Raw genomic sequence first — 23,627 nt, 5'->3', positions numbered from 1 at the left:
CCTAACAATTCATTCAAGCCGAAGCCGCTTCGCGGCTCGGCTTAATTCAGGCGTTAGGTTGCGCACCCAATGGCGTTCTTAGCTGAAACTCTCGTCGATGAATGGCTCAACCGCCAAGGCTATTTCACTGTACGTGGCCTCAAGGATGGCGTTTCTGAGATAGACCTGTTGGGTGTTCGCCCCTGTCCCGACGGCTTGGAGGCATGTCATGTAGAGGTGCAGGCCAGCTTCAGGCCCGTTGGCTACATCACGCCAATCGCAAAAGAGCATTTGGCCGGCTTTGCCAAGTCCGGGACTAGCGCAAAGGCCAGACCCGAAGCAATCCTCCAACGCAGCGTCGCTGCCTGGGTCGAAAAAAAATTCACGTCGCGAGGTAAGGTCGCTGCAAGGGAGCGCGCTTGGCCCGGCTTGTCTTGGCAGTACGTTTTCGTCCACGCTGTTGTACGCGAGCCACTTGAGCTTTCGCTCATTGCCAACCACAACATCAAGGTTGTTCCATTCCATGCTGTTCTTCACCAACTCAAACATGCCTCGGCTTCTCAGCGCGGTGGCGCAGGCACTGACATCTCCGAGATCGTGGAGTACTTTTCCCAGCATGGCGCAGGCGCAACCTAACAATTCATTCAAGCCGACACCGCTTCGCGGCGCGGCTTAATTCAGGCGTTAGGGCGCACATGCAATCCTCACTTTCAATTGCCACATTCCTCTTTTTCATCGCCATGCTCGTGTACATGCATGCGGTGTTTAAGTTCTATGCCGTGGTCAAAGCGGAGCGGCCTGAGTGGGTTGATCGTCGCGGCTCGCTCGGCTTCTTTTACACAGGCATTCCCCGCCTTGCGGACCCTAACGTCAGTCTCGCTACTATCGGTATCGCATTCAGTGCCAAGCGACATGAGTTGCGTTCACCGCAGGCTGCCAAGTACGCCAACCGCGTCCGCATCCTTCTCCCGTTCGATATGGTTGTCTTCTTTGGCATATTAGCGGGGCTCACCGTCGGTGCGCCCTAACAATTCATTCAAGCCGAAGCCGCTTCGCGGCTCGGCTTAATTCGGGCGTTAGGCATTAGAATGGCTACTGAGATCGGAGAGTTCCGCCAAATGCTTGAGGCTGGTCGGCGCTACCTGGCAGGGACCTGCTCCATACAAGAGCTCAACGGTCGCATCAGTGGTCTAGCTACAGCAGCAAAGTTCTGGGGCAGTCACCCTGCGCTTGCTGAGGTTGCTAGCGACTGGTCCACTATGGTTGACCGGCGCTGGAATGAGTGGGGCCACAATCCAAACCCACTCTCAGAGCAGGAGTTCGTGGCATGGCTAGAAGGACAACTCAGTTCTCTCGGGCAGATGCCTAACAATTCATTCAAGCCGACGCCGCTTCGCGGCACGGCTTAATTCAGGTGTTAGGCCGCTATGACCCGACATAGAGTTCTGGCAGTTGTCGTCGCACTTCTATCGGCAGGTTGGATTGTCCCGCTGCTGCTTGGCGTGGATGCTTACTTGTCCTTCTGGCAGGCCGAAGGGTGGCCGCTACTGCTGGGGAAACATTCTGGCAATTCCTTTCCATTCGTCCATTTTGCGGCTCAGTATCTACGAGTAGCGTTTGCCTGGCTCGGAGTCATTGTATTTTTCTGGGCATACACGGGTTGTGTCGCCCTTGGGCGCGGGCGCTCGGCCTAATCGTAGTTAGAACATATGCCAACCATTGCTTCGTATTCTGATAAGGCCAAAGCTCTGGAAGCGTTCAATCTTCTTGAGGTCAACGGTATTCCTCCGTATCTCAAGAATGCCGGCACCTGGAGCGACCCTGAAAGGGTAGAGCTCGTAGTGATATTTCCTGGGCAAGTGGACGATGCAATTCGGTTGCTTGAGGACCCAGACCATGAGGTTCTCAATCGCATAGACATGGACGTTTTCTATGAGGCCGAGGCCAGTGGTGATGGCCTCAAGCTAATCAGCAAATATGTGTTGTACTCCGCACTGGTTGTGGTTTCATTGCTCGTGCTCGCATACATTCTTGTCGAAGCAGGGCTTATATAAGCTCTAACAATTCGTTCAAGCCGAACCCGCTTCGCGGGTCGGCTTAACTCAGGCGTTAGCCCCCAGAACCAACATGATCGCAACTCACGCCCGCCTACTCGAATTCGCAGACCTCCTCGGAGCAGCCCACCTTCTTAGCTCCGGAGATGCGTATGAGCGTCAACGCGACCTAATTGCATGGTGCCGCACTGAACGACGTCCGTTCCTTGCCACAATGCCTGAGCGGAGCCGCTTTAAGTGCAGTGTGTGCGGCGTTGAGTATGGCAATGCTGTATTGCACTTCGAGGATCCGACGCAGCAATTCACCGACGAGCCTGTCGATGTGATGTGGGGCCTGCCCGTCGGTAGGTTTGCTGACATTGATCAGTCCACCCTTCACGGCATACTTGCCCATGGAGCTCCAGCTACCGAGGCAGTCAGTCGGTTGCTTGCCGCAGCTGGGGGCTAGCAATTCATTCAAGCCGGGCCCGCTTCGCGGGTCGGCTTAGTTCAGGCGTTGGGCCCAGAAGAGGAGTAGCTCTTCGCATGTACATTCTCGCAGCGCAGCGTGACGCCGATGCGATGGCCGCGGGAGAGCGGTACGCCGCCTATCTTCGCGAAAATGCAGCGCGCTTCCCAAAGGGAGCACTGTCGCTCGCGCAATCGGAGTGGTACTTTAATTTCTTCGATCACCACTGCCCGCATGACGCCTGGCTGGAATGGGTTCGCATCGATGAGCCAGCAACCGGCGAGCGCCGAGAGATTCGCCGCACATCACTAACGGTGCGCCTGCTGGGTGCGTATCACGACGGATACATCGAGCTTCATTATCCCGAGGTCACAAGCTATCGCCTTGACATGCAAGGCGTGCGAGGCGGTCACCGCGACTGGCGGTATGACGAATTTCGAGTATCAGATGAAGGACTGTTGGTACACGAGATCGAATGGAGCGGATACCGTGACTCGGGTTCATGGTTGATCACTTCCTCTGATGTCGAATACAGGTGGATCGATGGATCGATATAGAGGTTGCCGCTGGCCTGGCGCGCTCGGGCCCAACCAGGCGTTGCAGCCGACGTCTCTGCCTCCGGGCCTTCGGCCCTCCGGCAGAGCCACGGCTGAACTTGGTTGTTAGATGCCATGTGGAAGATCATCGTGATCGGCAGCTTGTTCTTTCTGATGGCGTGCGCTCCCGCGCCAGAAGAGCCCGCGCGCCAACCAGCTCAGGTCGCTCAGCCAGCACTGCCAGAACCGCCGCCACCGCCTGACATGTCTTTCCTTAACGCGTTGACTGGCAAATGCGCCGCAACGCCAGAGGTAGTACCTACTGCTGCGGAGGAATGCTGGGTGAAAGAGCTAGCAGCTGAGTGCAGCCCCGCAAATGATTGCCTTGTAAGTTGTCTAAGCTCAGGGCAGGCCCGTCACACGGGTGGCGGCTGCTGGCATGTATGCTGGCCAAATGTTCCTGGCTTCGACAACTGGCAGGCACCTCCTGGAGCTGCTCGGTGTAAGGCGCTGGGTCACGTAAATGGCATCTAAAAATTCATTCAAGTCGAACCCGCTTCGCGGGTCGGCTTAATTCAGGCGTTAGATTTGCGTCAGGGGGGGCGCAGCTCATGAAAAGAAACCTACAGCTACTTCTCGGCATACCACTCATTTTCATCATTGGTATTGTTGCCTGGGAGACCAAGCAATTCTTATGGCTTGGCCTCTACATTCCGGTTGTTGTGATGCACTACTTCATGCGTCGTGAAATTTCTAGCAATGACGTCATCGTCATGCCGCGCAGAGACAGACCGGACATCACGGATACAAATTATGTCGCGCAGCAACATCAAGGGCCTCAGCAGTAGAACTCGCGCCATGTGGGACAAATCTAACAATTCATTCAAGCCGAAGCCGCTTCGCGGCTCGGCTTAATTCAGGCGTTAGGCGCCATGTCCGGCCATCACGTTGTTCTAATCGAAGCCATTGGACCGCGACCTGAGTTCTGTCGGGTCGCAGAGCACTTGTGGGGCGACGGTTGCGACTTCGACTCGGATGGCGATAGCCAGGATCCCGACGACCGTAACTGGACAGAGCTGTCATTGTCGTTACGTGGCCCGTCCGGGGAAAGCCTGGATACTGAGCATCTAGATATCGATCCAGTTTCCCTAGATCCTCTGGTTCTGGCGGTACGCTCCCCGCAACAGCCTCTCTGCCAGAGGGCTGCTGAGTTCATAATCTCTTGTTCGGCGGCACGGTTGAGTACGCTGGCGCCTAACATTTCATTCAAGCCGAAGCCGCTTCGCGGCTCGGCTTAATTAAGGCGCTAGCCCTTATCCATGATCTCAATCGGTGCTCATTATGGCGGCCCTGAACTCAGAGGTGGCCCACTCAACCTAGCGATCCAGCGCATTGCTGGAATCGTCAAGGACTTGCGGGCTGAGTCTGAGATACGACTCAACGCAATTTTTTACGTGCCTGGTTCTCTGATCAACAAAATCCCATTTGACGGACTTCGCTATGGGCAGTTCTCGCCAAGCCCTCCCTGTCTAGTCGTACAAGTTGCTATCGGTGATTCAACAGAAAATGATCCAATTCAACTCCTGCTACAGGCATTGAGAGGTTGCAATGCGATGGCTTTTGAGTTTTACAGACACAAAGGCCTTTCTTATCCATTAGCAGATGTAGAGAACTTGATAAATTCAGTTGAAAAACGGATAGCTTGAGGTGACTGAGCGGGCTAACAATTCATGCAAGCCGACACCGCTTCGCGGTGCGGCGTTAGGCGCCAAATGCGGAGCTATCGTGCCTTACATAGCCACTATTGAATGTGCGATTCACGGGCTGCAGCGGGAGACGTTTGTCTGCCAGCACATCGTCCAGGGGCTACAAGAAAGGCGCCGTGTCGGCTTTTTCTGGTCTGCCGATGATCCAGGCACCCCACATCCCGACGCTTGGTGTGCCGAATGCCAGGAACGCGTGGCGTTGACGGGCGGAGAATGGGTTGGAGAGGCGGCCGCCCATCTTGGCGTCCAGATTCTTTGCAGTGTCTGCTATGACAAGGCAAGAAGATTCCATTTGGGTGGCAATCCATAGGCGGCCTAAGGTCCAGGTTCGCGCCTACAATTCATTCAAGCCGAAGCCGCTTCGCGGCTCGGCTTAATTCAGGTGTTAGAGGTGCTAATGATGGTTCGCAAACTGCTCGCAATATTTCTTAGTCTCTTCTCGGCTGGTGCGTATTCCCACGAGTACCAGACAGGTCAGATCTGGCAGTACAAGACCCGTCCGGGTGAAGAACAGTCCCGCTTGTACATCGCCAAGGTTGAGACCTTGTCCAATGGAGAACTCGCGTTCCACATCTACCTGGACAATCTGAGGATTTCCAACGAACGCTTGCCGGGACAAGTGCAAACGGAGCTTCCGCATGCCCCCGTTTCGACAAAGACCTTGGACCTGAGTGTCATAAAGCTGCAGGGCTCAACCGCCAACCCGCCAGACGTGAGTGAGGGCTACGCCGCGTGGCGCGAGGCGTACGATGCTGGCGAAGGCGGAGTTTTTACAATTCCCGTATCGCAAATTGTCGACTTCATCGAGGAGGTTGCGCGCCAGCATCTCGGCACGCCCCCTAACAATTCATTCAAGCCGAAGCCGCTTCGCGGGTCGGCTTAGTTCAGGCGTTAGGGCCCGGATCATGCAAACCATCTACGTCTACGTCGATGACTCTGACAACATAGCAACGGAAGCATTGCTGGTCTCCGCGTTTCGTCAGCTCGCGGATCAGTGGTCAAGCATTGGCGCATTCGCCGTAAACCAACGGCACGAACGGACCCCGGACCTTCTGCCTGATGATCTCCCGGATTGGTTCATAGGCCTCAACGTCCCGCTAGATCAGTTTGGCCCCACTCAAGCGGCCGAGGTTGTGCCATTTGCACGTGCTCTAGCACGGGCAACAGGCCAAGAGTTCGTCGTTGGCGTTGCATCCGCGTCCGGCATCGCCGACGATTTAATCTTTCTGGGTCCTGACGCCGGGGAGCGCGAGTACCATGATTTGCTCCAGCGCGTCGCTGGGCCCTAACGATTCATTCAAGCCGAAGCCGCTTCGCGGCGTGGCTTAATTCAGGCGTTAAGCTTCACATCCAACGAGCTGGGAAACCGATGAGTATCTTCGACATTTTCCGCAAGAAGCCCAAGATGCCCGCATCGATAGAGGATGGAATGGCATCTCAGGCAGATGACTTCATCAATGCATTCCGAGGTCCCGGCTCCCCAATTGATGCAGATAGACTTGACTTCAGTAGAGACTCGATCGCTTTGGTGGATCGGATTCTCCAGGACTTCTATGCGCAGAATGCACAGCTTCCAGACGATTTACACTTTCTGGCATCGGCGTATGTGTTCGAGTGCGCCAGGCGCCGTTACGGCGGCAGGTACCTGAGGGGCGACGAGAAAAATCCCTTTGTTCTGGTTGTAGGCGAGCCGGAATTCCAGATAGGTGTCTGCGCCATGGAAAAAGTCCTCGGCAGGGCAGCAAATGGACCTGAGGACAACCTTCAGTTCTTCTTTGATGGCATCGACTATCCGTACCAGCAGAAACAGAGCGTTACGCTAGTCTAGTAGCCTGAGCTCTAACAATTTGTTCAAGCCGAAGCCGCTTCGTGGCGCGGCGTAATTCATGCGTTAGCCCGCGATGCCATATGCCGTTTGTCCGACTTGCAATGCGTCGTACCATCTCAATGTTCGTATGGACTTGCGAGAGTGGGGGGCCAAGCACGTCACTCGCCGGGCGGCGGATGGAGTTCCGCTTCTCACGTGCATTCGCTGCTGGGTAGGTCTAAAGTCTGGCCGCAGGGTAACTCTGCGAAAACCTACGGCGAGGCCGATCCACAAGGTGTCTGGGATACTTGGTCCGGCAACCAGGGCCTCCGGAACTATGTCGGGGTCTGACAATTCATCAAGCCGAACCCGCTTCGCGAATTGGCTTAATTCGAGGCGTAAGAGATTCGACTCAGCAAGCATCAAATTGAAGAAAGAGCAATTAAGTTAGCTTCTGATTATCTAGCGGAACGGGTAGGGGGTGTCTGGCAATGCGAATGCACAAGTGTCGACCTGGAATCAGTTGCAAGCAATCGCCATTTCTATGAGAGGTATAGAAAGTGGTCTGTCGCAGTCAATTGCGTGCAGAAACAATCCACCGGTGACACCCAGGTAGTTCTGTTGGTGGACATAGCCCGCCGGTGTGTCACTGAACTACAAGGCCAGGCTTGTGCTTGGAAATTCATTCAATCCGAAGTCGCTTCGCGGCCCGGCTTAGCTCGGGCGTTAGGCCGCCTATGCCGACCATTCCGCTACTCGCAAACTTTCTTCTGGTCTGCGGCCTTGCCAGTTGCTGTGCGCAGCCGGTGAGAGTCTCGGTAGCCCAAGGGGCCGCGACTCGCTGCGATATCAGATCACTGCTACTAACCGAGACGTGCGAGGTGCGGCCTGACAATTCATTCAAGCCGAACTTGCTTCGCAAGTCGGCTTCATTCAGGCGTTAGGCGGCTCAAATGACATCCAAGCAAGTCACCATCGACCTCACCCACGCGAAGAGTGTATTGTTCGTGCGGCAAACGGTTGCCTTAGCCTTTGGCATGCAGATCAACGGAGAGCTTACGTGGGAGATTCTTAGGGATAGGCTGTACGATCCTGAAAACAGATCTTTGCCTGCCAAGATTGTCGTCACAGGCTTGCCAAATCTTGGGGTTAGCGTCCCAAGTGAAGCTAAAGCACTACGTAGTGTCTTGCGGGAGCTTGGAGCTCTCCGCCCGGAGATCGCGATCAGCATTCTTCTTCACTCATGATCACTGGGAGAAGCAGCGCTGGATCGCTTGGTGGTCGCGGCCTAACAATTCATTCAAGTCGAAACCGCTTCGCGGCTTAGCTTAATTCAGGCGTTAGGCTTCTATGGAAGATCCTCAGGTCCCATTGATAAAGATTGTCCGCGCTGGGCTCGAGCGAGCCTGCGGAGACTTCACGCGTGCCATTGCTCCTCTTGGGTTCACCCGCACCAAGAAGATGGTCTGGAGTCGGCCGCGGGGCGATCTATTTGACCAGATCGGCTTCTTCAGGCTCGGCAGCAGCTATGGTCCGCCTCGGACCGCATCCGTCGATATTCGCGTCTCCTTTTCTATTGAGGACCCTCTGGGTTCTCCCGCGCTCAGAGTTGTCGGCCCTTCAACCGATCAATTACGTGATCATCGTGGTTACGCATATCATCTTCGCTTCAACGCTTCATCGTGGAGCACGTACGATCGCTGCATTTCCGATCTGATTCGCGTTACCAACGACCACGCAATACCCTGGTTCACGCAGTCGGGGCCTGACAATTCAGTCAAGTCGAAGCCGCTTCGCGGATCGGCTTAATTCAGGTGTTAGACCCTATGGCAGCGATCTTTAAAGTTCAGTACGCTTTCCCTCTGACTTCCCGTTTGCTGTTTGTCTTTGCCGGGGAGATAATCCAAGGCGCTGTAGGGCCCGGGATGAGTATCCACATTTCCCTCGACGAGGATGCAACGATGGATGTTCCGGTACAGGGCGTGGATGTCCTCCGGAGGGATGGCGACGAGCTTGTTGCTCTCACTGTCGCAATCGAGGATCAAAGTGATGCGGACTTCCTTCAGCAGTTTGACGTCGTTGGTGAGAGTCTGACCGTATTGGACGAGACCTAACAATTCATTCAAGCCGAAGCCGATCGCGGCTCGGCTTAAGGCGCCAGGCTTTATGGATACAGCTCCCATCGCGTTCCCCGTCATCTACCGCTTCGGTGACGACATCGTGCCCTGCGGAAAAGAACTGATCGCCTTGTGGAATTTTCGCCACGTCGGCGCTAACCGCTATCTTTGCAGTGAAGACGCCCGTACCGATCAGAAGTTCCGCTGGTTGGTGGATCGGCATGGCCAGCTACGTGAGTTTCAAGTAGCTGGGTATCGGCGACGTTGGCTCAGCAAGCTCAACTGGCTCTGGAGCATGAGTTTGGTTGAGTACGAGTTACTGCCTGGCCGAGCGGTCACTGTATCTGAGCTGCTTGGGTTGCTGGCGCGTAGCAACCCGGACTCGGAAAAATCCTCGTCCAGGAGCTTTCGCAGGTTCTTGAAGCGCTTGGATCCGGCACAGGTTCTTGGAGAGGCTGACTTTCTCACATACATGCGGGAGCCTCCATCGGCAATCTATGATCGCTATCCGGAGGTACCGGGCCATGAGGGCTAGCAGTTCAGTCAAGCCGACGCCGCTTCGCGGCTCGACTTAATTGAGGCGGTGTCCAGCTGGCGGATTCAACGTGTAGAGTCCTAGCAGTTCATTCAACCGAAGCCGCTTTGCGGCGTAGCTTAATTCAGGTTTTAGGTCCCTTGATATGCATGCCGACGAGATTGAAGCCTTCAAAATTGCTGGCGCTGCTGCCCAAACACGAGGTTGGCCGTGGCGCCCCCCATACTGGATCGACCTTGAGGATGGAGAGTGGCGAGTTCAGGCGGAGAATGAGTGCGTCATTCGCATTATTGAGGCCACGGGCAGGATCACCCCGGAAATCGTTCCGCTAGATCCCTCCATTGCAATTTCTGCTGCCAAGGACTACGCCCAGAGCAGGGGGCTTGGCTGGAAACCGTCCTTCACAATGAGGCTTGAAAGCGATTGTTGGGAGGTTGGCTCCTGTCAGCATCAGCTCGGTGGGCAAACTCACATCTATGTTAGCCATCAAGGTGTCGTCCTCCGCCACCGGGTCAATCCCAAATGACCTCGGCAGCGGAGCCTAACAATTCATTCGAGCCGAAGCCGCTTCGCGGCTCGGCTTAATTCGAGCGTTAGGCCGATGTCACACAATCCTTACTCTGCACCTGCTGCTCCGTTGCCGATCTCGTCGCGCGCGACGCGACCAGCTTCTGTCGCAATCTCCGCATGGCTCTACGGGATCAGCTACGCAATCGGACTAATTATTGCCATAACTAGAGTGGGCATTCCTAGAGCGCCTATCTTCATTGCCGGCCTGCTCCTTGGCCTACTTGTTTCCACAGCTATGTTGTTCGCTATCTGCTCTCGCCGGAACTGGGGCAGATGGTTGGTAGTTATTCTCATGGCAGTCAACGTTGTCTTGCTCGTAGGCGCTGTTTCGCGCAATTCCGATGCTCTTAAGGTCATGTACGCAGCTCAAGGATTTCTCCAGCTAGCTGCTGTTGTCCTACTTTTGATGCCCCCGTCGAATCGCTGGTATCGGCCTGACAGTCAATTCAAGCCGAACCCGCTTCGCGGCTCGGCTTAATTCAGGCTCTAGGGAACATTGAAGTCATGCGGGATGTCCCGGAAACGCTCCGATTGGTGCTTCGAACCTTTTGCCACATGGAGTGGTACGAGACGCACGAGCTTCGAGCCATGATTCGAGATGGCACCCTCCACGCGGAGATGAAAACGCTCATCTCGGAGTTTCAATCTATGTTGGACGATGCCATTTTGCAGGCCTACATCACTCCTGCCCAATTCGCGGAAATAACTTCAGATGATTGCGAGTCAAACGCAGAGGTCGTAGTTCGTCTCGAAAGGATCCGAAATGAGGTTTTCCCACGACCGAGCGACCAGCAGGCGCCGCCGGATGACAGCTAGCAATTCATTCAATCCGAACCCGCTTCGAGGGTTGACTTAATCCAGGCGTTAGGTCGTATAACCATACACGTCAGCTATCCGATAGTAAAAAAGCGCCGGGAACTCTGTCGCCTGCGATTGCCTCTTGCCGTATGCGAGGCATACCTCGTCGGCCTACTGGACACGGTGCCTCATTTGGAGGTGGAGCTGCGCCCAATCGCGCTCCAACTTGCGGCCGCAACAACTAGTGGGCTTTCCGATGACCCTTACCCACTCAGCGCCGTCACCCCGACTGAGGGACGGCTGCTCGAGTTCATGGCAGCAGAGGCCCTCGAAAAAGGGCTTGGTTTTGTATGGTGTTCGCAATGCGGTCGCGAGTTCGAAGCTGCTGGAACCATATTTGAGAGATATCAGCGTGGGCGAGGGGCACTTGAGGGCAGTGAGGGCCGTCGCTTCTACTGCGGGTCATCTGCTCATCTGCTGCTTGCGGTAGTTGACCTACGGGCCTAACAGTTCATTCAAGCTGGCGCCCTTGACGCGGCTTAGACTCAGGCATGAGCCGCCGTGGCAAGTATCGGGCACGATCGGTGCTTAAGGAGTTTCGATGAGAACAAATAGCTACTACCTAGTCCGCCCCAAACCGTCACTTGTTCAACTCACTACCGACATAAATGAACTGTCCAGAGATGTTTTGAGGGAGTCTCAGCTTTGGCAAAGCCCCGAGGGCGGAAAAAGCCTATGGACCCTGGAGGATTACGCTCTCCGAGCAAAGTTGGCATTCCTCATATACCTCAAGACGGAGTACAGAGGCGCCCCTGGCGTTGATCTCGTTCTGTCAGGGGCAAAAATCGGGGGCGCTCTTTTTGATAGCCACTGGGAGATCGAGCCCTTAGAACTCAAGGGTGATGTGAATGAGATATCTATCAGCTTGTTGGATAGAGCAGAGGTTGATCTTTCTGGGCAAGAGATTGTCGACAGTTGGCTGCAAGGCCGGGTCCGCCGAGTTGCACCCTCGGCGGCGGACTGACCATGGGCTGAGGTGGCACGCGGCCTAAGAGTCCATTCAAGTTAAAGCCGCTTCGCAGGGCGGCCTAGTTCATGCGCGAGATCACTCGGAGAATTCATGCCGCTGCTGTACAACTTATGCGTGGGCCTATTTATTGCCGTCATAGCGAGCGATTGGTTGCTGGCCAGGAAGGTCCGAAAAGCGGTGGAGTCGCAACGACTGAGCTACCCGGATCTCGGAAATGTCCGCTTCGGCGGCTCACCAGTTGGAATCGTCCTCAACCTCTTCCGCATGCGAAAGGTACCCACGGCCCATGATCTATCTGACCCGGACCACATCGCCATTCGGCGGCACTACCGCATTCACCAAATTCTCATCGTATTGTTGGCTACTTGCATCGTGACGGGCTTCTTTCGCAGGATAATGCCCTAGCTAATCATTTTAGCTGAGGCCGCTCCTCGGGCCGGTTCCACTCTGGCGACAGGTGCAACATGAAGTGCATGATCGTCTTTCTATCTTTGTTGACGGCTTCTGCGCCAACTGCAGCATGCTCGATCGTTCTATTTCCTCCCGATTACGAGTTCGAGCGTAGTGAAATTGTTGTATTGGCGCGGCCAGTAGCGGTTTCATTCCGGCCCCGACAAGCCGCTGATCTTCGTTACGCCGAAAGCTTCCGCGAAACTGTTTTATGGGAGGTGCTTCTCGGCTGGAAAGGGGGGCGAAAATCCGGGGATAGGTTCACTACGCGCCGCACTTTTCCAGCGTCGCCATGCAACTACGAGGTTCGCCTGTCCGATAAGAACGCTTACCTCCTGTACGGCAACGGACAGGAGCCATATAAGCACTTCCGCCTGATACCTGCCGCAGAGTCGTCTTATTACATCCGACATTTATCCAAGAAGGCTGTGCGATGAATCGGGCAGGCTCGAACCCAGCCGAGAACATGCTGGAGCAGTGATTTGAGTTCGCGGTGCGGCATTTTGGCTAGCAGGGGCGACGATTGGTGCAGTTCCTGCTGACAGTTCATTCAAGTCGAAGCCGCTTCGCGGCTCGGCTTAATTTAGGCGTCTTGACCCAAAGTGAGAATTGTAACTCTTGAGACAAGTGCAGCGATTCCCTTTCGGCTTGGAGTGGGCTCGTGTTCTTTCGAGGTCGCGCCACCCGAGGTCCGAAATCGTTTGGCATCGGGTCGCTTGTGGCACCTTGTTGCGTGGACAGATGAGGCTGCCGGAACTGCTGGCCTATGTCACAAGGGGCGCTGCATGAGCGTTACTTGGCCAGCTGCCCGTATTTCCATTGGGTCAATGCAGCGCGCTAAAGGGCCGGGCTTCGTCGCGCTTGAGATTTCCGCGCCCAAGGGATCTCCCGTCGCAGTCCTGCATTCTGATAGCTATAGTGAGCCCCTGCTATCGTGGCTTGTCCTCCACCGGGCAGCCTTATCGTCCATCTTTGGTTGTGCTGTTGAGATTGAGAGCTGGGGCTCGGACTATTAGGTTCGGCCCTAACAATTCATTCAAACCGAACCCGCTTCGCGGGTCGGCTTAATTCAGCGTTAGGCTGTCATGCGACTGACGACCGTAAATCCGTTGCCATACACACCGAAGGACGAACTCGAACGCGAGCTATGCGACCGGGTGAGGACTTTGTCGGGGGAGATGGTCATTCAGGTATGGACGCCCAATTCATATCCGTACGAGGACGTTCACGGGAACCAGGTAGCCCTTGACGCCGACTACGAAATCAAAACCGGTCGACTCAGTGAAGGGCTGGTTGCGAGCGGGAGCATCTATCGCGCTTTCGTTCGCGATGGAAGGCTTGATATCGAACCTGAAGGGGCATGGAATGAGTGAGGCATCAGGCCTAGTCCATCGTTCCAGCGGGCCGCCTGCGGCGGCCGCTGAACTCAAACGTTAGGCGCCGCATGAAGGTTTATGACAACTCGCCAAAGCCCGGGCGCATTTGGTCCATCGAGATCTCCTCGTCGATCGGTAGGCGAACTGTTGCACGCATCGTTTCAAGCATTCCGGGCGTGCTGGTGACGCAGAAGCCAGGTGTCCTGTCTGGCTTTCGCGGTAAGCCCTTCTGTCGCTTTCAGTTAAACGGCCGCAATTTTACGATTGAGTCAACCTGGCCAGCCGGGGAGCGATTTGAGATCAGCCCTGACCCTCGTGGTTGGGCGACAGAGCTCTTGGTGGTTCGTGAGGCATTGCTTGCGTATCAAGCAGGCGGGGCCTGACAATTCTTAAGCCGAGCTTGCTTTGCGGGTCGGTTCTATTCAGGCGCTAGGCTTCTATGCGAAATGGCACCGCTCTTTTGATAGTTGTTCTGCTCGCAGCTTGTGCACCAGAGCACGCAGAACCTCAAGCTACCGATCCTGCGTCAGGTGACTTCATTGGCGTCGCCTACTACGACCGTAACAATGACGGTGTTGCGGACTTCGAGCTGCATTTACGTGGCTGTGATGACTGTGACTGGGCCCTAGTGGACAAAGATTTCAACGGGCGCTACGAAATGCACGCACGCTGGGGCTTTTCATTGATCCGGAAGTCTGTCGACATTCCCGTTCCCCTTGCTGTTGAACTGAGAACTGGCCAATCACCACCTTACGGCTGGATGGACTGATCTCTAAGGGGGCTACAATTCGTTCATGCCGAGACCGCTTCGCGACTCGTCTGAAATGGTGAGGTGTGTCATCACGCCGCGCCGCGCAGCGGTCCGGCTTAACTCAGGCGTTAGGTGGCACTCATGGAAACAATGGTAAATCCTTGTGCTCGTCTTCTGGTTGAGATACCCGCGGAGCGCTACCGGCTCCTCACAGCGGCAGGGCGTGCTCCGCAGATCGGAGACATGGTGGTTCTGGATCAGGGATTCACCGGCGAAGATGGTCTGCCGATGGTGTTGGCGTACTTCCCGGCCGTTGGGAGCGACTGCCTATATGAGGTGGAAGTGTATGAATCGGAGTTGGAATAGCGAGTCAGAGATGTTGCTCACGGTCGGTGGGCACCTGTCACCTGACAGTTCATTCAATCCGAACCTGTTTCGCGGGTCCGCTTAGTTCAGGCGTTAGACGGCACATGTTGAATCCTGCATACCTTGAAGATCAGTGGTCCCAGTACCGCAAACGCCAACAATTGCATCTGCGTTCGCTTCCGGCTTCTGTAGCAATTGGTCTGGCTGGTGGTTTCTTGGCTAGCGCACTTAGCGTGGACTGGGTCTTCTATGTACTGGCCTTCTTCGCGGTATTGGCTCCTGCGCTGACGGCAAACTACGTCTGGCTATTTCGTTGCCCCCACTGCGACAATCGATTTGCCTCGGGCACGTTCTGGCGTAATCCCTATACTCGCAAGTGCTTGCACTGCGGTAGGGCGGTCGGCAGTGTCGCCTAACAATTCGTTCAAGCCGAACCCGCTTCGCGGCTCGGCTCAACTCGGGCATTAGGATTCGCATGAGCGATCAGCACGAGCGAGATAAGATTGATGCACTCATCGGTGCCTTCTTTTCGGCCTTCGACAATCGCGGTGGTGTTCTGCCGGAGATGAAACGTGTCGTTGACTGCTTCAGTGATAAGGCGGTTATTGTTCGCCATTCTAAAGCCGCGACAGCTATCTACACTCCACTCGAGTTTGCGTTGCCGCGTATTGATCTGCTTGCAAATGGCACGCTGCGAGACTTTCACGAATACGAGACCGACTCAAGTACATCCATTTTTGGCGGCATAGCGACTCGCACATCACGCTACAGCAAGCTCGGGATACTCAACGATCGCGACTACTCGGGGTCAGGCACCAAGTGCTTCCAGCTTGTAGATCTAAGCGATGGGTGGCGCATATCCTCGCTTGCCTGGGTCGACGACGATGCCTGACAATTCATTCAAGCCGAAGTCGCTTCGCGGCACGGCTTAATTCAGGCGCTAGCGCTAGGGAATAGACATGGCAAACGGTGAGAGGAAGCAAGCTCTGGCTTTGCTAGCCCTGGCTATCTTCTGGTTTGGGGTTGCGTGCGCGTTCCGTGACGGTCTCGGTCTTGTTGTCTTCTTGGCCCTTGGACTGGCTACTTTCATGCAACTCATTCGGGTTGCGCTGCGTGGTGGCGACAACAAGACCCTCAGGCAACTCGGGTCGGCGTTCAAAGATGCGTTCTGGGGAATAGGGTGAAGCTCAAGGAGCTGCTTGCATCGCCCGTCGAGCCTGAACAATCATGCAAGTCGAAGCCGCTTTGTGGGTCGGCTCAATGTCGGCGTTTGGCCTTGTAGGGGGGGCGCATGAATCTGGAGACGATTGAGATCAAAGCGTTTGTTCCGGCTCGGGAGCTTGCCGAGTCCATAGCTTTCTACGAGGCGATCGGCTTCGAAGCGACGATGGAGTCGGATGAGCTCGCTTATCTTCGTTTTGGTAAGACCTCATTTCTGCTTTCGCAGTTCTACAATCCGGAGCATGCAAACAACTTCGTAATGCACATGCTTGTCTCAAATGCAGACGATTGGTATCGGAACGTCGAAGCGTCGGATGTAGTCGCAAAGTTCGCGGTTCGCCTTAGTCCGCCAGATGATAGGCCCTGGGGGATCAGGGACTTCACACTCATCGATCCTACAGGTGTGCTTTGGCGCATTGGACACGTCATTCCGGCTGAACCCTAGTTATTCATTCAAGCTGAAGCCGTTAGGCGGCTCGGCTTAATTCAGGTGTCAGGTCGCATGGAAGGCTATCGGTTTAAGTCAACCCTGTTTGACATAGAGCCGGGCGAGGATGAGCTGATCAATCCTCGCATGTACGGCAGGCAGCTTGCTGCGTGGCTGAAAGTCCAATTGGAGGGGCGTGGCTATGTCGTCGAGCCTGTCATTGATGAGGATTGGGGGCGCTGCCTGGTGTGCTTGCGAGCCCCTTTCATGTTGTGGGTCGGTTGCGGGAGTGTCGCTGACTACGACACCGCAAAACCGGGAGACCCGCCACCCGCCAAGGAGGACGTGATCTGGCATTGCTTTCCGGAGGCTGAGGTCTCTCTCTGGAAGCGCCTCTTCAGAAGAATCGACACTACTGTGGCGGTCGCGAAACTCGATGCGGATCTACGGGCCATCCTGGCGGGCGAGTCTCGTATCGTTCTTATGGACGTTTAAGATGCGGTCTGATGGTCATTCAGGCCGAACGGGATTCGCGCGCTCAAGCCGAATGTCATCGCGCGTGTATGCCTATCTGACGGTCTCCGTTTTCCTGCGGGCCGGAAGCGGTGACGGCTCTCGTAGGTCTTCCTATGACGCGCATCAGGCTATCCAGTGATGGCGCACACGGCTATATTCGTGAATCACGAGTACGCCGATCGGTCGCTTCTCACGCGAGACATTCAAAACTATTGGGGGTTTTGTGCTTTTTTTCGTGTTCGCTTTGATCTTTCTTGCCTGTCTAGGCATCGCAAAAGTTATCAATTCGGCGCGGCGAACTCTGACCATCAACGGCGCCGCCATCTATTTGGTGCTGGCAGGGGCGTTTATAGTGTTTAACCTCGTCATGGCGTCGCGCTCGGATCTAGGGCCGTACCAGTTGGGGCGCGCGTTAGGGCGCAGCATCGCGCCCGCTGCCTTTGTAGGGTTTATAGCGCTCTACTACTTCTTCAAGTTTAGGTCCGACAAGATTCATGAGCGAATCAAGAAGCTGCGCGATCAAGGCTTGCGTGATCGCGACTAGCGATTAGTTCAATCGGCCGCTCCGCGGCGTGGCTTAGTTCAGGCGTTAGGCTCGCACCGAATGACACTTTTCATCCATGTGCCCCGCGATGCTACCCCGGAAACTCTGTGGCATATGTGCCTTGACTACAATTGGGATGACGGCTTTGCTTTTCCACAAGCGATCGCAGATCACCCAAATTGTGATCTTGCAGTAGCTCTTGAACTGTTCTGGCTTTCTAACGCCATTTCGATTTACCTCGGAGAGGTATCTAACGGCGCGTACAACGCAGACTGGCGATGCTTCTGTAGCTCGATCACTCAACGAATTTTGAGTGGGCACTATGTTCAAGGCGCAACTTCGTTCCAGGTCCCGCTGACCAAGGTTCAGATCTATAAGTACCGAAAGCTCGGCGTGCCTAGCCTACTTCTTGGTGGCAGTTGGTCGGTCTGATAGTTCGTTCGAACTGGAGCCGCTTCGCGGTTCGGCCTCATTCGCGCGTTATTCGTAAAGCGAACTTGCCATGAGACTTGTAGGAAGAATTTCAGGCTGGAACGAGGAAAAAGGATATGGCTTCGTCACGCCGCATGCCGGTGGCGGCAGCGTCCGTGCCTTTGTTCATATCAAAGCATTCCAGCCCGGGTCTCGTCGCCCTGTTGACGGAGACCTCATCTCGTACTCGGTGTCTAAGGACGATCGCGGCCGCGCGAACGCAGTGGATGTGCGTTATGCCGGTCAGAAGATCGAGCAACGCAAGTCATCCAGGCCAATGCCAAGGTTGGCGATCGGCGTTCTATTCTTGCTTGCAGGCGTATTTGGCGTGCTATTCGGTTTCATTCCCTTCGCAATCATTGCCGGCTATGTGCTGCTGAGTTGCTTGTCTTACATCATGTACTCGGTAGACAAGGCTGCAGCGGGGAAGGGCATGCAGCGCACTCCGGAAAGCACGCTGCATTTCGTGGATGCGCTTGGCGGCTGGCCTGGCGCGCTCATGGCGCAGCAACGGTTTCGCCATAAGACCGTGAAGACATCGTTTCAATCGGTTTTCTGGGTTACCGTTCTTATTAACATTGTTGCTACTATTTGGCTTATACGCAGTGGTGCCGCGAGGTCGTTGACAACCGCACTTCTCGGCAGCTAACGATTCACTCAAGTCGACGCCGCTTGGCGGCGCTGCTTAATTCAGGCTTTTGCGCTTATGTCCGATACCCCCAGCGTTTGGGAAGGTGTGCCTTCGGCCCTGCTGGGCGCATGGCGCCAAGCCTTTTCCGAAGCCCCCGCGCGGATACGCGTCGCCCATCCTTGTCCTGTGTGTGGCGAGCGCAGGCTTCTTAGGTGGCATGACGGCGGCCGGGGCCTTTGGGAGTGGTGTCAATCCTGTCTCAGCTATGAGCATTCAACAGCGCGGGCTCCGGCAGGTTGGGAGCCGGAGTTGGACATTTTTCCTGTTGGTGCGACGGCGGAGCCAATCGCTATCGCTAGCGCATTGCGTGAAGCAGGATTCATATGAGAGATAGCTGGTTGTTCAGGCCAAAACTGCTTCGCGGCTGGGCTTGGTTCGGAGTTGAGGTGGCTATGGTGTTTCGTAACTTGATGTTTTATTTGCTTCTTTTGCTGGCTTCCATGGAGGTTGCTGCTCAGCCGGATCAGAGTCCTAAAGTCGGTTGGCTCGTTGGGACCTGGGTTCTTTGCGAAGATCCCGACAATAGCCCCAAGGACTCATTGCAGTTCAACGAAGACGGGACGGGTATGGTCATCCGGGCCAAAGGCAGCATTGAGTTTTTGCATAGGCATTCTGGTCGATCTGTGTCTCTCCTCGCTAATGCGAACGGTTACGCGATCCCTATAGAGCTATCTGCCTCGCCTGCGTACGACCAATTGCTGCTGCATAGCGAAAAGACCGGCAACACGGCAAGTTATGTGCGCGCCGATAGCCGGCAGGTCAGCGGCTGCGGCATCCAGTGAAAGCCTCTGGTAATTCGTTCAATCCGACACCGCTGTGTGGGTCGTCTTCGCTCGCGTGTTAGTAGGCAGGAGTAGGTTCATGGCGAGATCAAAGCGCAAGACGCCTGTCAGTGGGGTTACATCAGCGACGTCCGAAAAATCCGACAAAGCAGCATCGCACCGCAAGATTAGGCGTGCTGTTCGTCAGATCGTTCCGGTCACACCCGAAGCAGTGCTGCCGCTTGAAAAGGAACTTACCAACACGTTCTCTATGGACAAAGACGGAAAGGCCCGCTTCGATCCTGCGGAATCACCGGAGTTGCTGCGCAAATGAGGGCCTGTCTGTCCAGGTCAGAACCCATTTCATCCAAACAGAGCGCTTCGCGGCTCGGCTTAACAGGTGCTATGCAATCATGAAGCTCAGTGACATCGAGAAACTAGCGCTTGAGCTAAACGAGCTTTACGAAAAGCTCGAGATCAAAAGGTATGGGCGTGTCTGGAGCACAGAAGAGCTTGCGCTCGGCTTCGTGGGCGATGTGGGCGATCTGGCAAAGCTGATTCAGGCGAACGCGGGCATCAGACATATCGACGACTGCAAAGCAAAGCTCGGCCATGAATTGTCGGACTGTTTATGGTCCATTATTGTGCTTGCAAATAAGTGCGGCATCGACTTGGAGGCGGAGTTTGTCAAGAACACCGGCGAGCTGGTTGCACATGTATCCGGCGAGCTGGATGCATAGCCATTGGTTCATCCGACGCCGCATCGCGGCTCGGCTCAATTCGGGCGTTAGGCCTGTTGCCAGCCATCGAAGATGCTCGAAAGGCCTTAACTCGCTTCCAAATCGCTCGTTTGTTTTCTTTTCGATGCTCGTAAGTCCAACCCTCGCGCATGCTTCAGACCCCACGGAGTTGGCGATATTCCTCTATGCGGTTCTCGCCGTGGTCTTTGCCATCGTCTTTGCTATCACTTGGCTCTTGACCAGGCGCATGTCCAAACAATGGCTCAAGATATCGATCAGGGCGGCGGTAGTTCTCCTCTTCTGGACACCTGTTCCATTGGGAGGCGCAGGCTATTGGTGGCCTGTGCCCTTCGCGCTGTTCGCTTAGTGAGTTGCAGAGGACATGAATGACCTTGGCGATGCTAGGCCTGGGTTGTCCGTAGATGGATCGCGTCGTGATCGGGCCCCGTCGTGGCCATTACGCTCGGCGATGCGCGCTTGGCGCGCTAGGCTGGCATTCCGGTTTCAGGCGGATTTGCGATGACGATACGGGCGGTGGTGTTCGACGTGTACGGCACCTTGGTGCGCATCGGCGAACGGCGCGCGCCGTTCCGGGCGTTGCTGGCGCGCATGGAGGCGGCCGGGCGGGCGCGACAGGCCGGCGACGCCGCTACGATCATGAGCCGGCGGCTCGACCTGGCTGACGCCGCGGCGCTGCTCGGGGCCGATCTTTCCGCGTCGGAGCTGGCCGCGCTGGAGGGCGAGCTGCAAGCCGAACTGGCATCGGTGCGCCTGTTCCCCGACACCCTGGGCGTGCTGCAGGCCCTGGCCGGGCGGGGCCTCAAGCTCGGCCTGTGCTCCAACCTGGCCGCGCCCTATGCGGCGCCGGTGCTGGCTCTGCTGCCGCCCTTGGACGCCTACGCCTGGAGCTTCGAGGTCGGCGCGATCAAGCCCGAACCGGCCATTTATGCCCACGTCTGCCGCGAGCTGGGCTGTGAGCCCGCGCAGGTGCTGATGGTGGGCGATACGCCCGAAGCCGATCTGCACGGCCCGCGCCGGTTCGGCATGCGTAGCCTGCTGCTGCGGCGCGAGGGGGCGAGGCTGGGCGATGAGGCGGCCGACCCGATTTCCGACCTCGGCGGGGTGTTGGAGGCGCTGGACGTACTGTGACTCGCGGGATGGGGCGAGTGGCAGCGAAGCTGCATCGCAACCCGTTCCCGTGCCGGACTGGCCCATGCCTGCGCTCGCATGGCGGTTTTCGTGTCCGGGGCGAGCCGGGGACGGGCCGCAGTTGGCGGTGCGTGGCGATGCGGTTCGCTGCGCTCACCACATCCTACGTGGGGCTACTCCGGTAGCCGGCTGGCGTTGCCTTTGCATCGCGATGAATGCATCGCCATCTTCGCGAGCCTGGAGCCCGCCGGATTTGGCCGGCGTTTCAAGTGCGCGGCGTATTCTTCATAGGCAGGACGCATCGTCGCAGGACCGCGATGCGAAGACGCGAAGCAGGTCGCATTCCGCGGCGCTGCGCTGCACGGCGACGTGACGGCATTCGCAGATGCAAAACGCGTGCTGGTGTGTGATTGCACGCGCAGGGGGAATGCAATGAAATCCGTTAAATCGCTTCGAGCCGACCGGCTGGACCGTGCTCTGCGCTGGACCTTGGGCCTGGTCCTGATCGCGGCGGTAGCCTGGGCCTGGGCCCACGGCGGCAGCACGCTCTAAGCTGCTCTGTCGATAGGGGCGCCCTGGCGCACTTTGGCCATCGTTACGCGTCGCCCTCGGCGTCGCGGCCGTTCGATGGCGCCGATGCGGTGCGCCTAGGGCTTACCGCATCCTACGGTGGCTGCCTGCGGCTTCACCGCCGGGCGGCTTCGAGCTAGTCGAGATAGGCGTGGAGCGCCGCGATCATGTCGCGCCGGCGCAGCAGGAAGTCCCACAAGCTGCCGCCCAGCTGACGCCACAACACCGCCGAGCGCACCGCCGCCAGCAGCACCGCGCGCACTTCCGCGACCACGTTGGCCTGGCCAAGGTAATGCGGGTTGCCCTGCACCAGCACGCGCGGGCGCAGGTGGCTCAGGGTTTCGGCGTACAGCCCGCCCAGCGCGGCCAGTACGTCCGGATGCGCGCTGCCCAGGCGTTCGGCGGCGCCGGACTGGGCGCGGATGCCGGCCTGCACCCGTTCGGCCATGGCCGAGTCGCGCACGAAACGGCGCTCCAGCTGCATCACCGCCATCGCCAGGCGCGGCAGTTGCTCGTCCTTGGTGTCGTTGACGAAGTAGTCGCGCAGCAGCACCAGGCCGGGGCGCAGGGCCTCGGTGCCGCCATAGACCTGGGCGGGCGAGGCGGCGTCGATGCGGAACACCGAGTCCAGCGCCGTGCCCAGCACCGCGGCGTTGGCCTGGCCGGTGTCGGCGATGCGGCGGACCTGGGCCAGGGCCTGGACCAGGCCGGCCAGGGCGAGCACGCGCTCGGAAATCGCCGAGGAAGCGGGGGAGGCGGTGGAGCTCATGCGGCATTGACCTTCAAATGTTGTTCCAGCGGCGCGTCGGTGGCGGCGATCACGGCGCCGCCCAGACAGACCTCGCCGTCGTACAGCACCAGCGATTGACCGGGGGTGACCGCGCGTTGCGGGCGCGCGAAACGCACCTGCAGGCGGCCGTCGTCCAGCACTTCGACCTCGCAGGCCTCGTCCGGCTGGCGGTAGCGGGTTTGCGCGCTGCAGGCGAAGCGCCGCGCGGGCGGCGCGCCGTCGATCCAGTGCGCGGTTTCCGACCACAGCGCCTGCGAACGCAGCCAGGGGCTGTCGCTGCCCTGGTCCACGTACAGCACGTTGCGGGCGACGTCCTTGCCGACCACGTACCAGGGCGCCGCCTCGTAGCCGCGCACGCCGCCAATATTGAGGCCTTCGCGCTGGCCGAGGGTGAAATAGAACACGCCCGCGTGGCGGCCGATCGCCCGGCCGTCGGCGCGCTCGCCATCGACGGCGCGGATCTCGCCTTCGCGCGCGGGCAGGTAGCGCGACAGGAACTCGCGGAAGTCGCGCTCGCCGATGAAGCAGATCCCGGTCGAGTCCTTCTTGGCCGCGGTCGGCAGACCGGCGTCCAGGGCCATCTGGCGCACGTCGCGCTTGATCAGATCGCCCAGCGGGAACTGGGTGGAGGCCAGCTGGGCCTGGCCGAGCTGGTGCAGGAAATAGCTCTGGTCCTTGCCGCAGTCGGCGGCGCGCAGCAGGCGCTGGCGGCCGCCGACGCGCTCGATCCGGGCGTAGTGACCGGTGGCGATGAATTCGGCGCCCAGCTCATGGGCGGCGTCCAGGAAGTGCTTGAACTTGATTTCGCGGTTGCACAGCACGTCCGGGTTGGGCGTGCGGCCGGCCGCGTATTCGGCCAGGAAGTGGGTGAACACGCCGTCCCAGTACTGGCTGGAGAAATCGCGGAAGTGGATGGGCAGGCCGAGCCGGCCGCAGACCGCGACCGCGTCGCGGCGGTCGTCCTCCGCCCGGCAGTCGCTCTTGCCGGCCGCTTTCGGCTTCCTGCCTTCAGCGGCACTCGCGCTGTCCTGCGCATCGTCATCGGCCCAGTTCTGCATGAACAAGCCCGCGATAGGCTCGCCGGCATCGCGCAGGCGCAGCGCGGCGACCGACGAATCGACGCCGCCGGACATGCCCACCACGGTGCGTAGCGAAGCCACTGCG

The 23,627-nt window shown here is 57.3% G+C and carries 30 protein-coding genes; 26 read left to right on the top strand and 4 right to left on the bottom strand.

Features of this window, described 5'->3' with window-relative positions:
• The first annotated feature begins 69 nt into the window (after positions 1-69).
• The 3 genes from ASD69_RS21785 (at position 70) to ASD69_RS05745 (ending at position 2,033) form a co-directional block, all read left to right on the top strand.
• Positions 70-615: a hypothetical protein gene (locus tag ASD69_RS21785; RefSeq protein WP_157499050.1), complete on the top strand. Its 546-nt coding sequence runs from the start codon at positions 70-72 to the stop codon at positions 613-615.
• A gap of 59 nt (positions 616-674) precedes the next feature.
• A complete protein-coding gene (locus ASD69_RS05750; RefSeq protein ID WP_056174884.1) occupies positions 675-1,007 on the top strand; it encodes a hypothetical protein in 333 nt (110 codons plus the stop codon).
• A gap of 681 nt (positions 1,008-1,688) precedes the next feature.
• Positions 1,689-2,033: a hypothetical protein gene (locus tag ASD69_RS05745; protein WP_056174882.1), complete on the top strand. Its 345-nt coding sequence runs from the start codon at positions 1,689-1,691 to the stop codon at positions 2,031-2,033.
• A gap of 169 nt (positions 2,034-2,202) precedes the next feature.
• Here ASD69_RS05745 and ASD69_RS21780 read toward each other — a convergent pair whose 3' ends face one another.
• Entirely contained in the window at positions 2,203-2,427 is a 225-nt protein-coding gene (locus tag ASD69_RS21780; protein ID WP_157499048.1) for a hypothetical protein, read from the bottom strand.
• 131 nt (positions 2,428-2,558) lie between these two features.
• Between ASD69_RS21780 and ASD69_RS21775 the strand changes: the two genes are divergently transcribed.
• The 7 genes from ASD69_RS21775 (at position 2,559) to ASD69_RS21765 (ending at position 7,837) form a co-directional block, all read left to right on the top strand.
• The gene (locus ASD69_RS21775) at positions 2,559-3,038 is read left to right on the top strand and encodes a hypothetical protein (protein ID WP_157499046.1); all 480 of its coding nucleotides are present in this window, start codon (positions 2,559-2,561) and stop codon (positions 3,036-3,038) included.
• Between the two features lie 590 nt (positions 3,039-3,628).
• A complete protein-coding gene (locus ASD69_RS05740) occupies positions 3,629-3,865 on the top strand; it encodes a hypothetical protein (RefSeq protein ID WP_056174881.1) in 237 nt (78 codons plus the stop codon).
• Positions 3,866-4,336: 471 nt separating this feature from the next.
• Positions 4,337-4,723 (top strand): hypothetical protein, encoded by a 387-nt coding sequence (locus ASD69_RS21770; RefSeq protein WP_157499044.1) that lies wholly within the window; start codon positions 4,337-4,339, stop codon positions 4,721-4,723.
• Between the two features lie 457 nt (positions 4,724-5,180).
• Complete coding sequence (locus tag ASD69_RS05735) at positions 5,181-5,666, top strand: hypothetical protein (RefSeq protein ID WP_056174879.1); 486 nt, start codon at positions 5,181-5,183, stop codon at positions 5,664-5,666.
• A 22-nt stretch (positions 5,667-5,688) separates the two neighbouring features.
• Positions 5,689-6,072, top strand: coding sequence for a hypothetical protein (locus tag ASD69_RS05730; RefSeq protein WP_056174878.1), 384 nt, complete (start codon positions 5,689-5,691; stop codon positions 6,070-6,072).
• Between the two features lie 80 nt (positions 6,073-6,152).
• On the top strand, positions 6,153-6,611 hold the full coding sequence (locus tag ASD69_RS05725) for a hypothetical protein (protein WP_056174876.1): 459 nt from the start codon (positions 6,153-6,155) through the stop codon (positions 6,609-6,611).
• A gap of 932 nt (positions 6,612-7,543) precedes the next feature.
• Complete coding sequence (locus tag ASD69_RS21765) at positions 7,544-7,837, top strand: hypothetical protein (protein WP_157499040.1); 294 nt, start codon at positions 7,544-7,546, stop codon at positions 7,835-7,837.
• 570 nt (positions 7,838-8,407) lie between these two features.
• Here ASD69_RS21765 and ASD69_RS21760 read toward each other — a convergent pair.
• Entirely contained in the window at positions 8,408-8,773 is a 366-nt protein-coding gene (locus ASD69_RS21760; protein WP_157499038.1) for a hypothetical protein, read from the bottom strand.
• Between ASD69_RS21760 and ASD69_RS05715 the strand changes: the two genes are divergently transcribed.
• The 16 genes from ASD69_RS05715 to ASD69_RS05660 all read left to right on the top strand — a co-directional run bounded on the left by ASD69_RS05715 (position 8,757) and on the right by ASD69_RS05660 (position 21,103).
• Positions 8,757-9,242: a hypothetical protein gene (locus ASD69_RS05715; protein ID WP_056174871.1), complete on the top strand. Its 486-nt coding sequence runs from the start codon at positions 8,757-8,759 to the stop codon at positions 9,240-9,242. The two genes, ASD69_RS21760 and ASD69_RS05715, sit on opposite strands and share 17 nt — an antisense overlap.
• Before the next feature lie 145 nt (positions 9,243-9,387).
• Positions 9,388-9,768 (top strand): hypothetical protein, encoded by a 381-nt coding sequence (locus ASD69_RS21755; protein ID WP_157499036.1) that lies wholly within the window; start codon positions 9,388-9,390, stop codon positions 9,766-9,768.
• Positions 9,769-11,211: 1,443 nt separating this feature from the next.
• Positions 11,212-11,634 carry a hypothetical protein gene (locus ASD69_RS21750; RefSeq protein WP_157499034.1) on the top strand — a complete coding sequence of 141 codons (423 nt, stop codon included), beginning with the start codon at positions 11,212-11,214 and terminating at the stop codon, positions 11,632-11,634.
• Between the two features lie 96 nt (positions 11,635-11,730).
• Positions 11,731-12,045: a hypothetical protein gene (locus ASD69_RS05705; protein ID WP_056174867.1), complete on the top strand. Its 315-nt coding sequence runs from the start codon at positions 11,731-11,733 to the stop codon at positions 12,043-12,045.
• A 1,489-nt stretch (positions 12,046-13,534) separates the two neighbouring features.
• The gene (locus ASD69_RS21745) at positions 13,535-13,849 is read left to right on the top strand and encodes a hypothetical protein (RefSeq protein ID WP_157499032.1); all 315 of its coding nucleotides are present in this window, start codon (positions 13,535-13,537) and stop codon (positions 13,847-13,849) included.
• A gap of 56 nt (positions 13,850-13,905) precedes the next feature.
• Positions 13,906-14,235 carry a hypothetical protein gene (locus ASD69_RS21740; protein WP_157499030.1) on the top strand — a complete coding sequence of 110 codons (330 nt, stop codon included), beginning with the start codon at positions 13,906-13,908 and terminating at the stop codon, positions 14,233-14,235.
• 823 nt (positions 14,236-15,058) lie between these two features.
• Entirely contained in the window at positions 15,059-15,475 is a 417-nt protein-coding gene (locus ASD69_RS21735; protein WP_157499028.1) for a DUF4440 domain-containing protein, read from the top strand.
• A 399-nt stretch (positions 15,476-15,874) separates the two neighbouring features.
• The gene (locus ASD69_RS05695) at positions 15,875-16,249 is read left to right on the top strand and encodes a VOC family protein (RefSeq protein WP_056174863.1); all 375 of its coding nucleotides are present in this window, start codon (positions 15,875-15,877) and stop codon (positions 16,247-16,249) included.
• A 57-nt stretch (positions 16,250-16,306) separates the two neighbouring features.
• Positions 16,307-16,726, top strand: coding sequence for a hypothetical protein (locus ASD69_RS05690; RefSeq protein WP_056174861.1), 420 nt, complete (start codon positions 16,307-16,309; stop codon positions 16,724-16,726).
• 256 nt (positions 16,727-16,982) lie between these two features.
• Entirely contained in the window at positions 16,983-17,291 is a 309-nt protein-coding gene (locus tag ASD69_RS05685; RefSeq protein WP_157499026.1) for a hypothetical protein, read from the top strand.
• Between the two features lie 60 nt (positions 17,292-17,351).
• On the top strand, positions 17,352-17,723 hold the full coding sequence (locus tag ASD69_RS21090; protein ID WP_082576284.1) for a DUF4274 domain-containing protein: 372 nt from the start codon (positions 17,352-17,354) through the stop codon (positions 17,721-17,723).
• 70 nt (positions 17,724-17,793) lie between these two features.
• Positions 17,794-18,411 carry a DUF1294 domain-containing protein gene (locus tag ASD69_RS22615; RefSeq protein ID WP_082576283.1) on the top strand — a complete coding sequence of 206 codons (618 nt, stop codon included), beginning with the start codon at positions 17,794-17,796 and terminating at the stop codon, positions 18,409-18,411.
• Positions 18,412-18,776: 365 nt separating this feature from the next.
• On the top strand, positions 18,777-19,235 hold the full coding sequence (locus ASD69_RS05675) for a hypothetical protein (RefSeq protein WP_056174855.1): 459 nt from the start codon (positions 18,777-18,779) through the stop codon (positions 19,233-19,235).
• Positions 19,236-19,314: 79 nt separating this feature from the next.
• A complete protein-coding gene (locus tag ASD69_RS21730; RefSeq protein WP_157489277.1) occupies positions 19,315-19,548 on the top strand; it encodes a hypothetical protein in 234 nt (77 codons plus the stop codon).
• Between the two features lie 79 nt (positions 19,549-19,627).
• Positions 19,628-19,954 carry a nucleotide pyrophosphohydrolase gene (locus ASD69_RS05670; protein ID WP_056174853.1) on the top strand — a complete coding sequence of 109 codons (327 nt, stop codon included), beginning with the start codon at positions 19,628-19,630 and terminating at the stop codon, positions 19,952-19,954.
• Between the two features lie 519 nt (positions 19,955-20,473).
• Complete coding sequence (locus ASD69_RS05660) at positions 20,474-21,103, top strand: HAD family hydrolase (RefSeq protein WP_056174848.1); 630 nt, start codon at positions 20,474-20,476, stop codon at positions 21,101-21,103.
• A 706-nt stretch (positions 21,104-21,809) separates the two neighbouring features.
• Here the strand turns inward: ASD69_RS05660 and hflD are convergent.
• Positions 21,810-22,442, bottom strand: coding sequence for a high frequency lysogenization protein HflD (hflD, locus tag ASD69_RS05655; protein WP_056174846.1), 633 nt, complete (start codon positions 22,440-22,442; stop codon positions 21,810-21,812).
• Positions 22,439-23,623, bottom strand: coding sequence for a tRNA 2-thiouridine(34) synthase MnmA (mnmA, locus tag ASD69_RS05650; protein WP_056174844.1), 1,185 nt, complete (start codon positions 23,621-23,623; stop codon positions 22,439-22,441). Before mnmA ends, hflD begins: the two co-directional genes overlap by 4 nt.
• Between the last annotated feature and the right edge of the window lie 4 nt (positions 23,624-23,627).

It is taken from the genome of Lysobacter sp. Root604 (assembly GCF_001427505.1).
In the GTDB taxonomy this organism is placed as follows: domain Bacteria; phylum Pseudomonadota; class Gammaproteobacteria; order Xanthomonadales; family Xanthomonadaceae; genus Lysobacter.
This window is presented reverse-complemented; position numbering and strand designations above follow the sequence as displayed.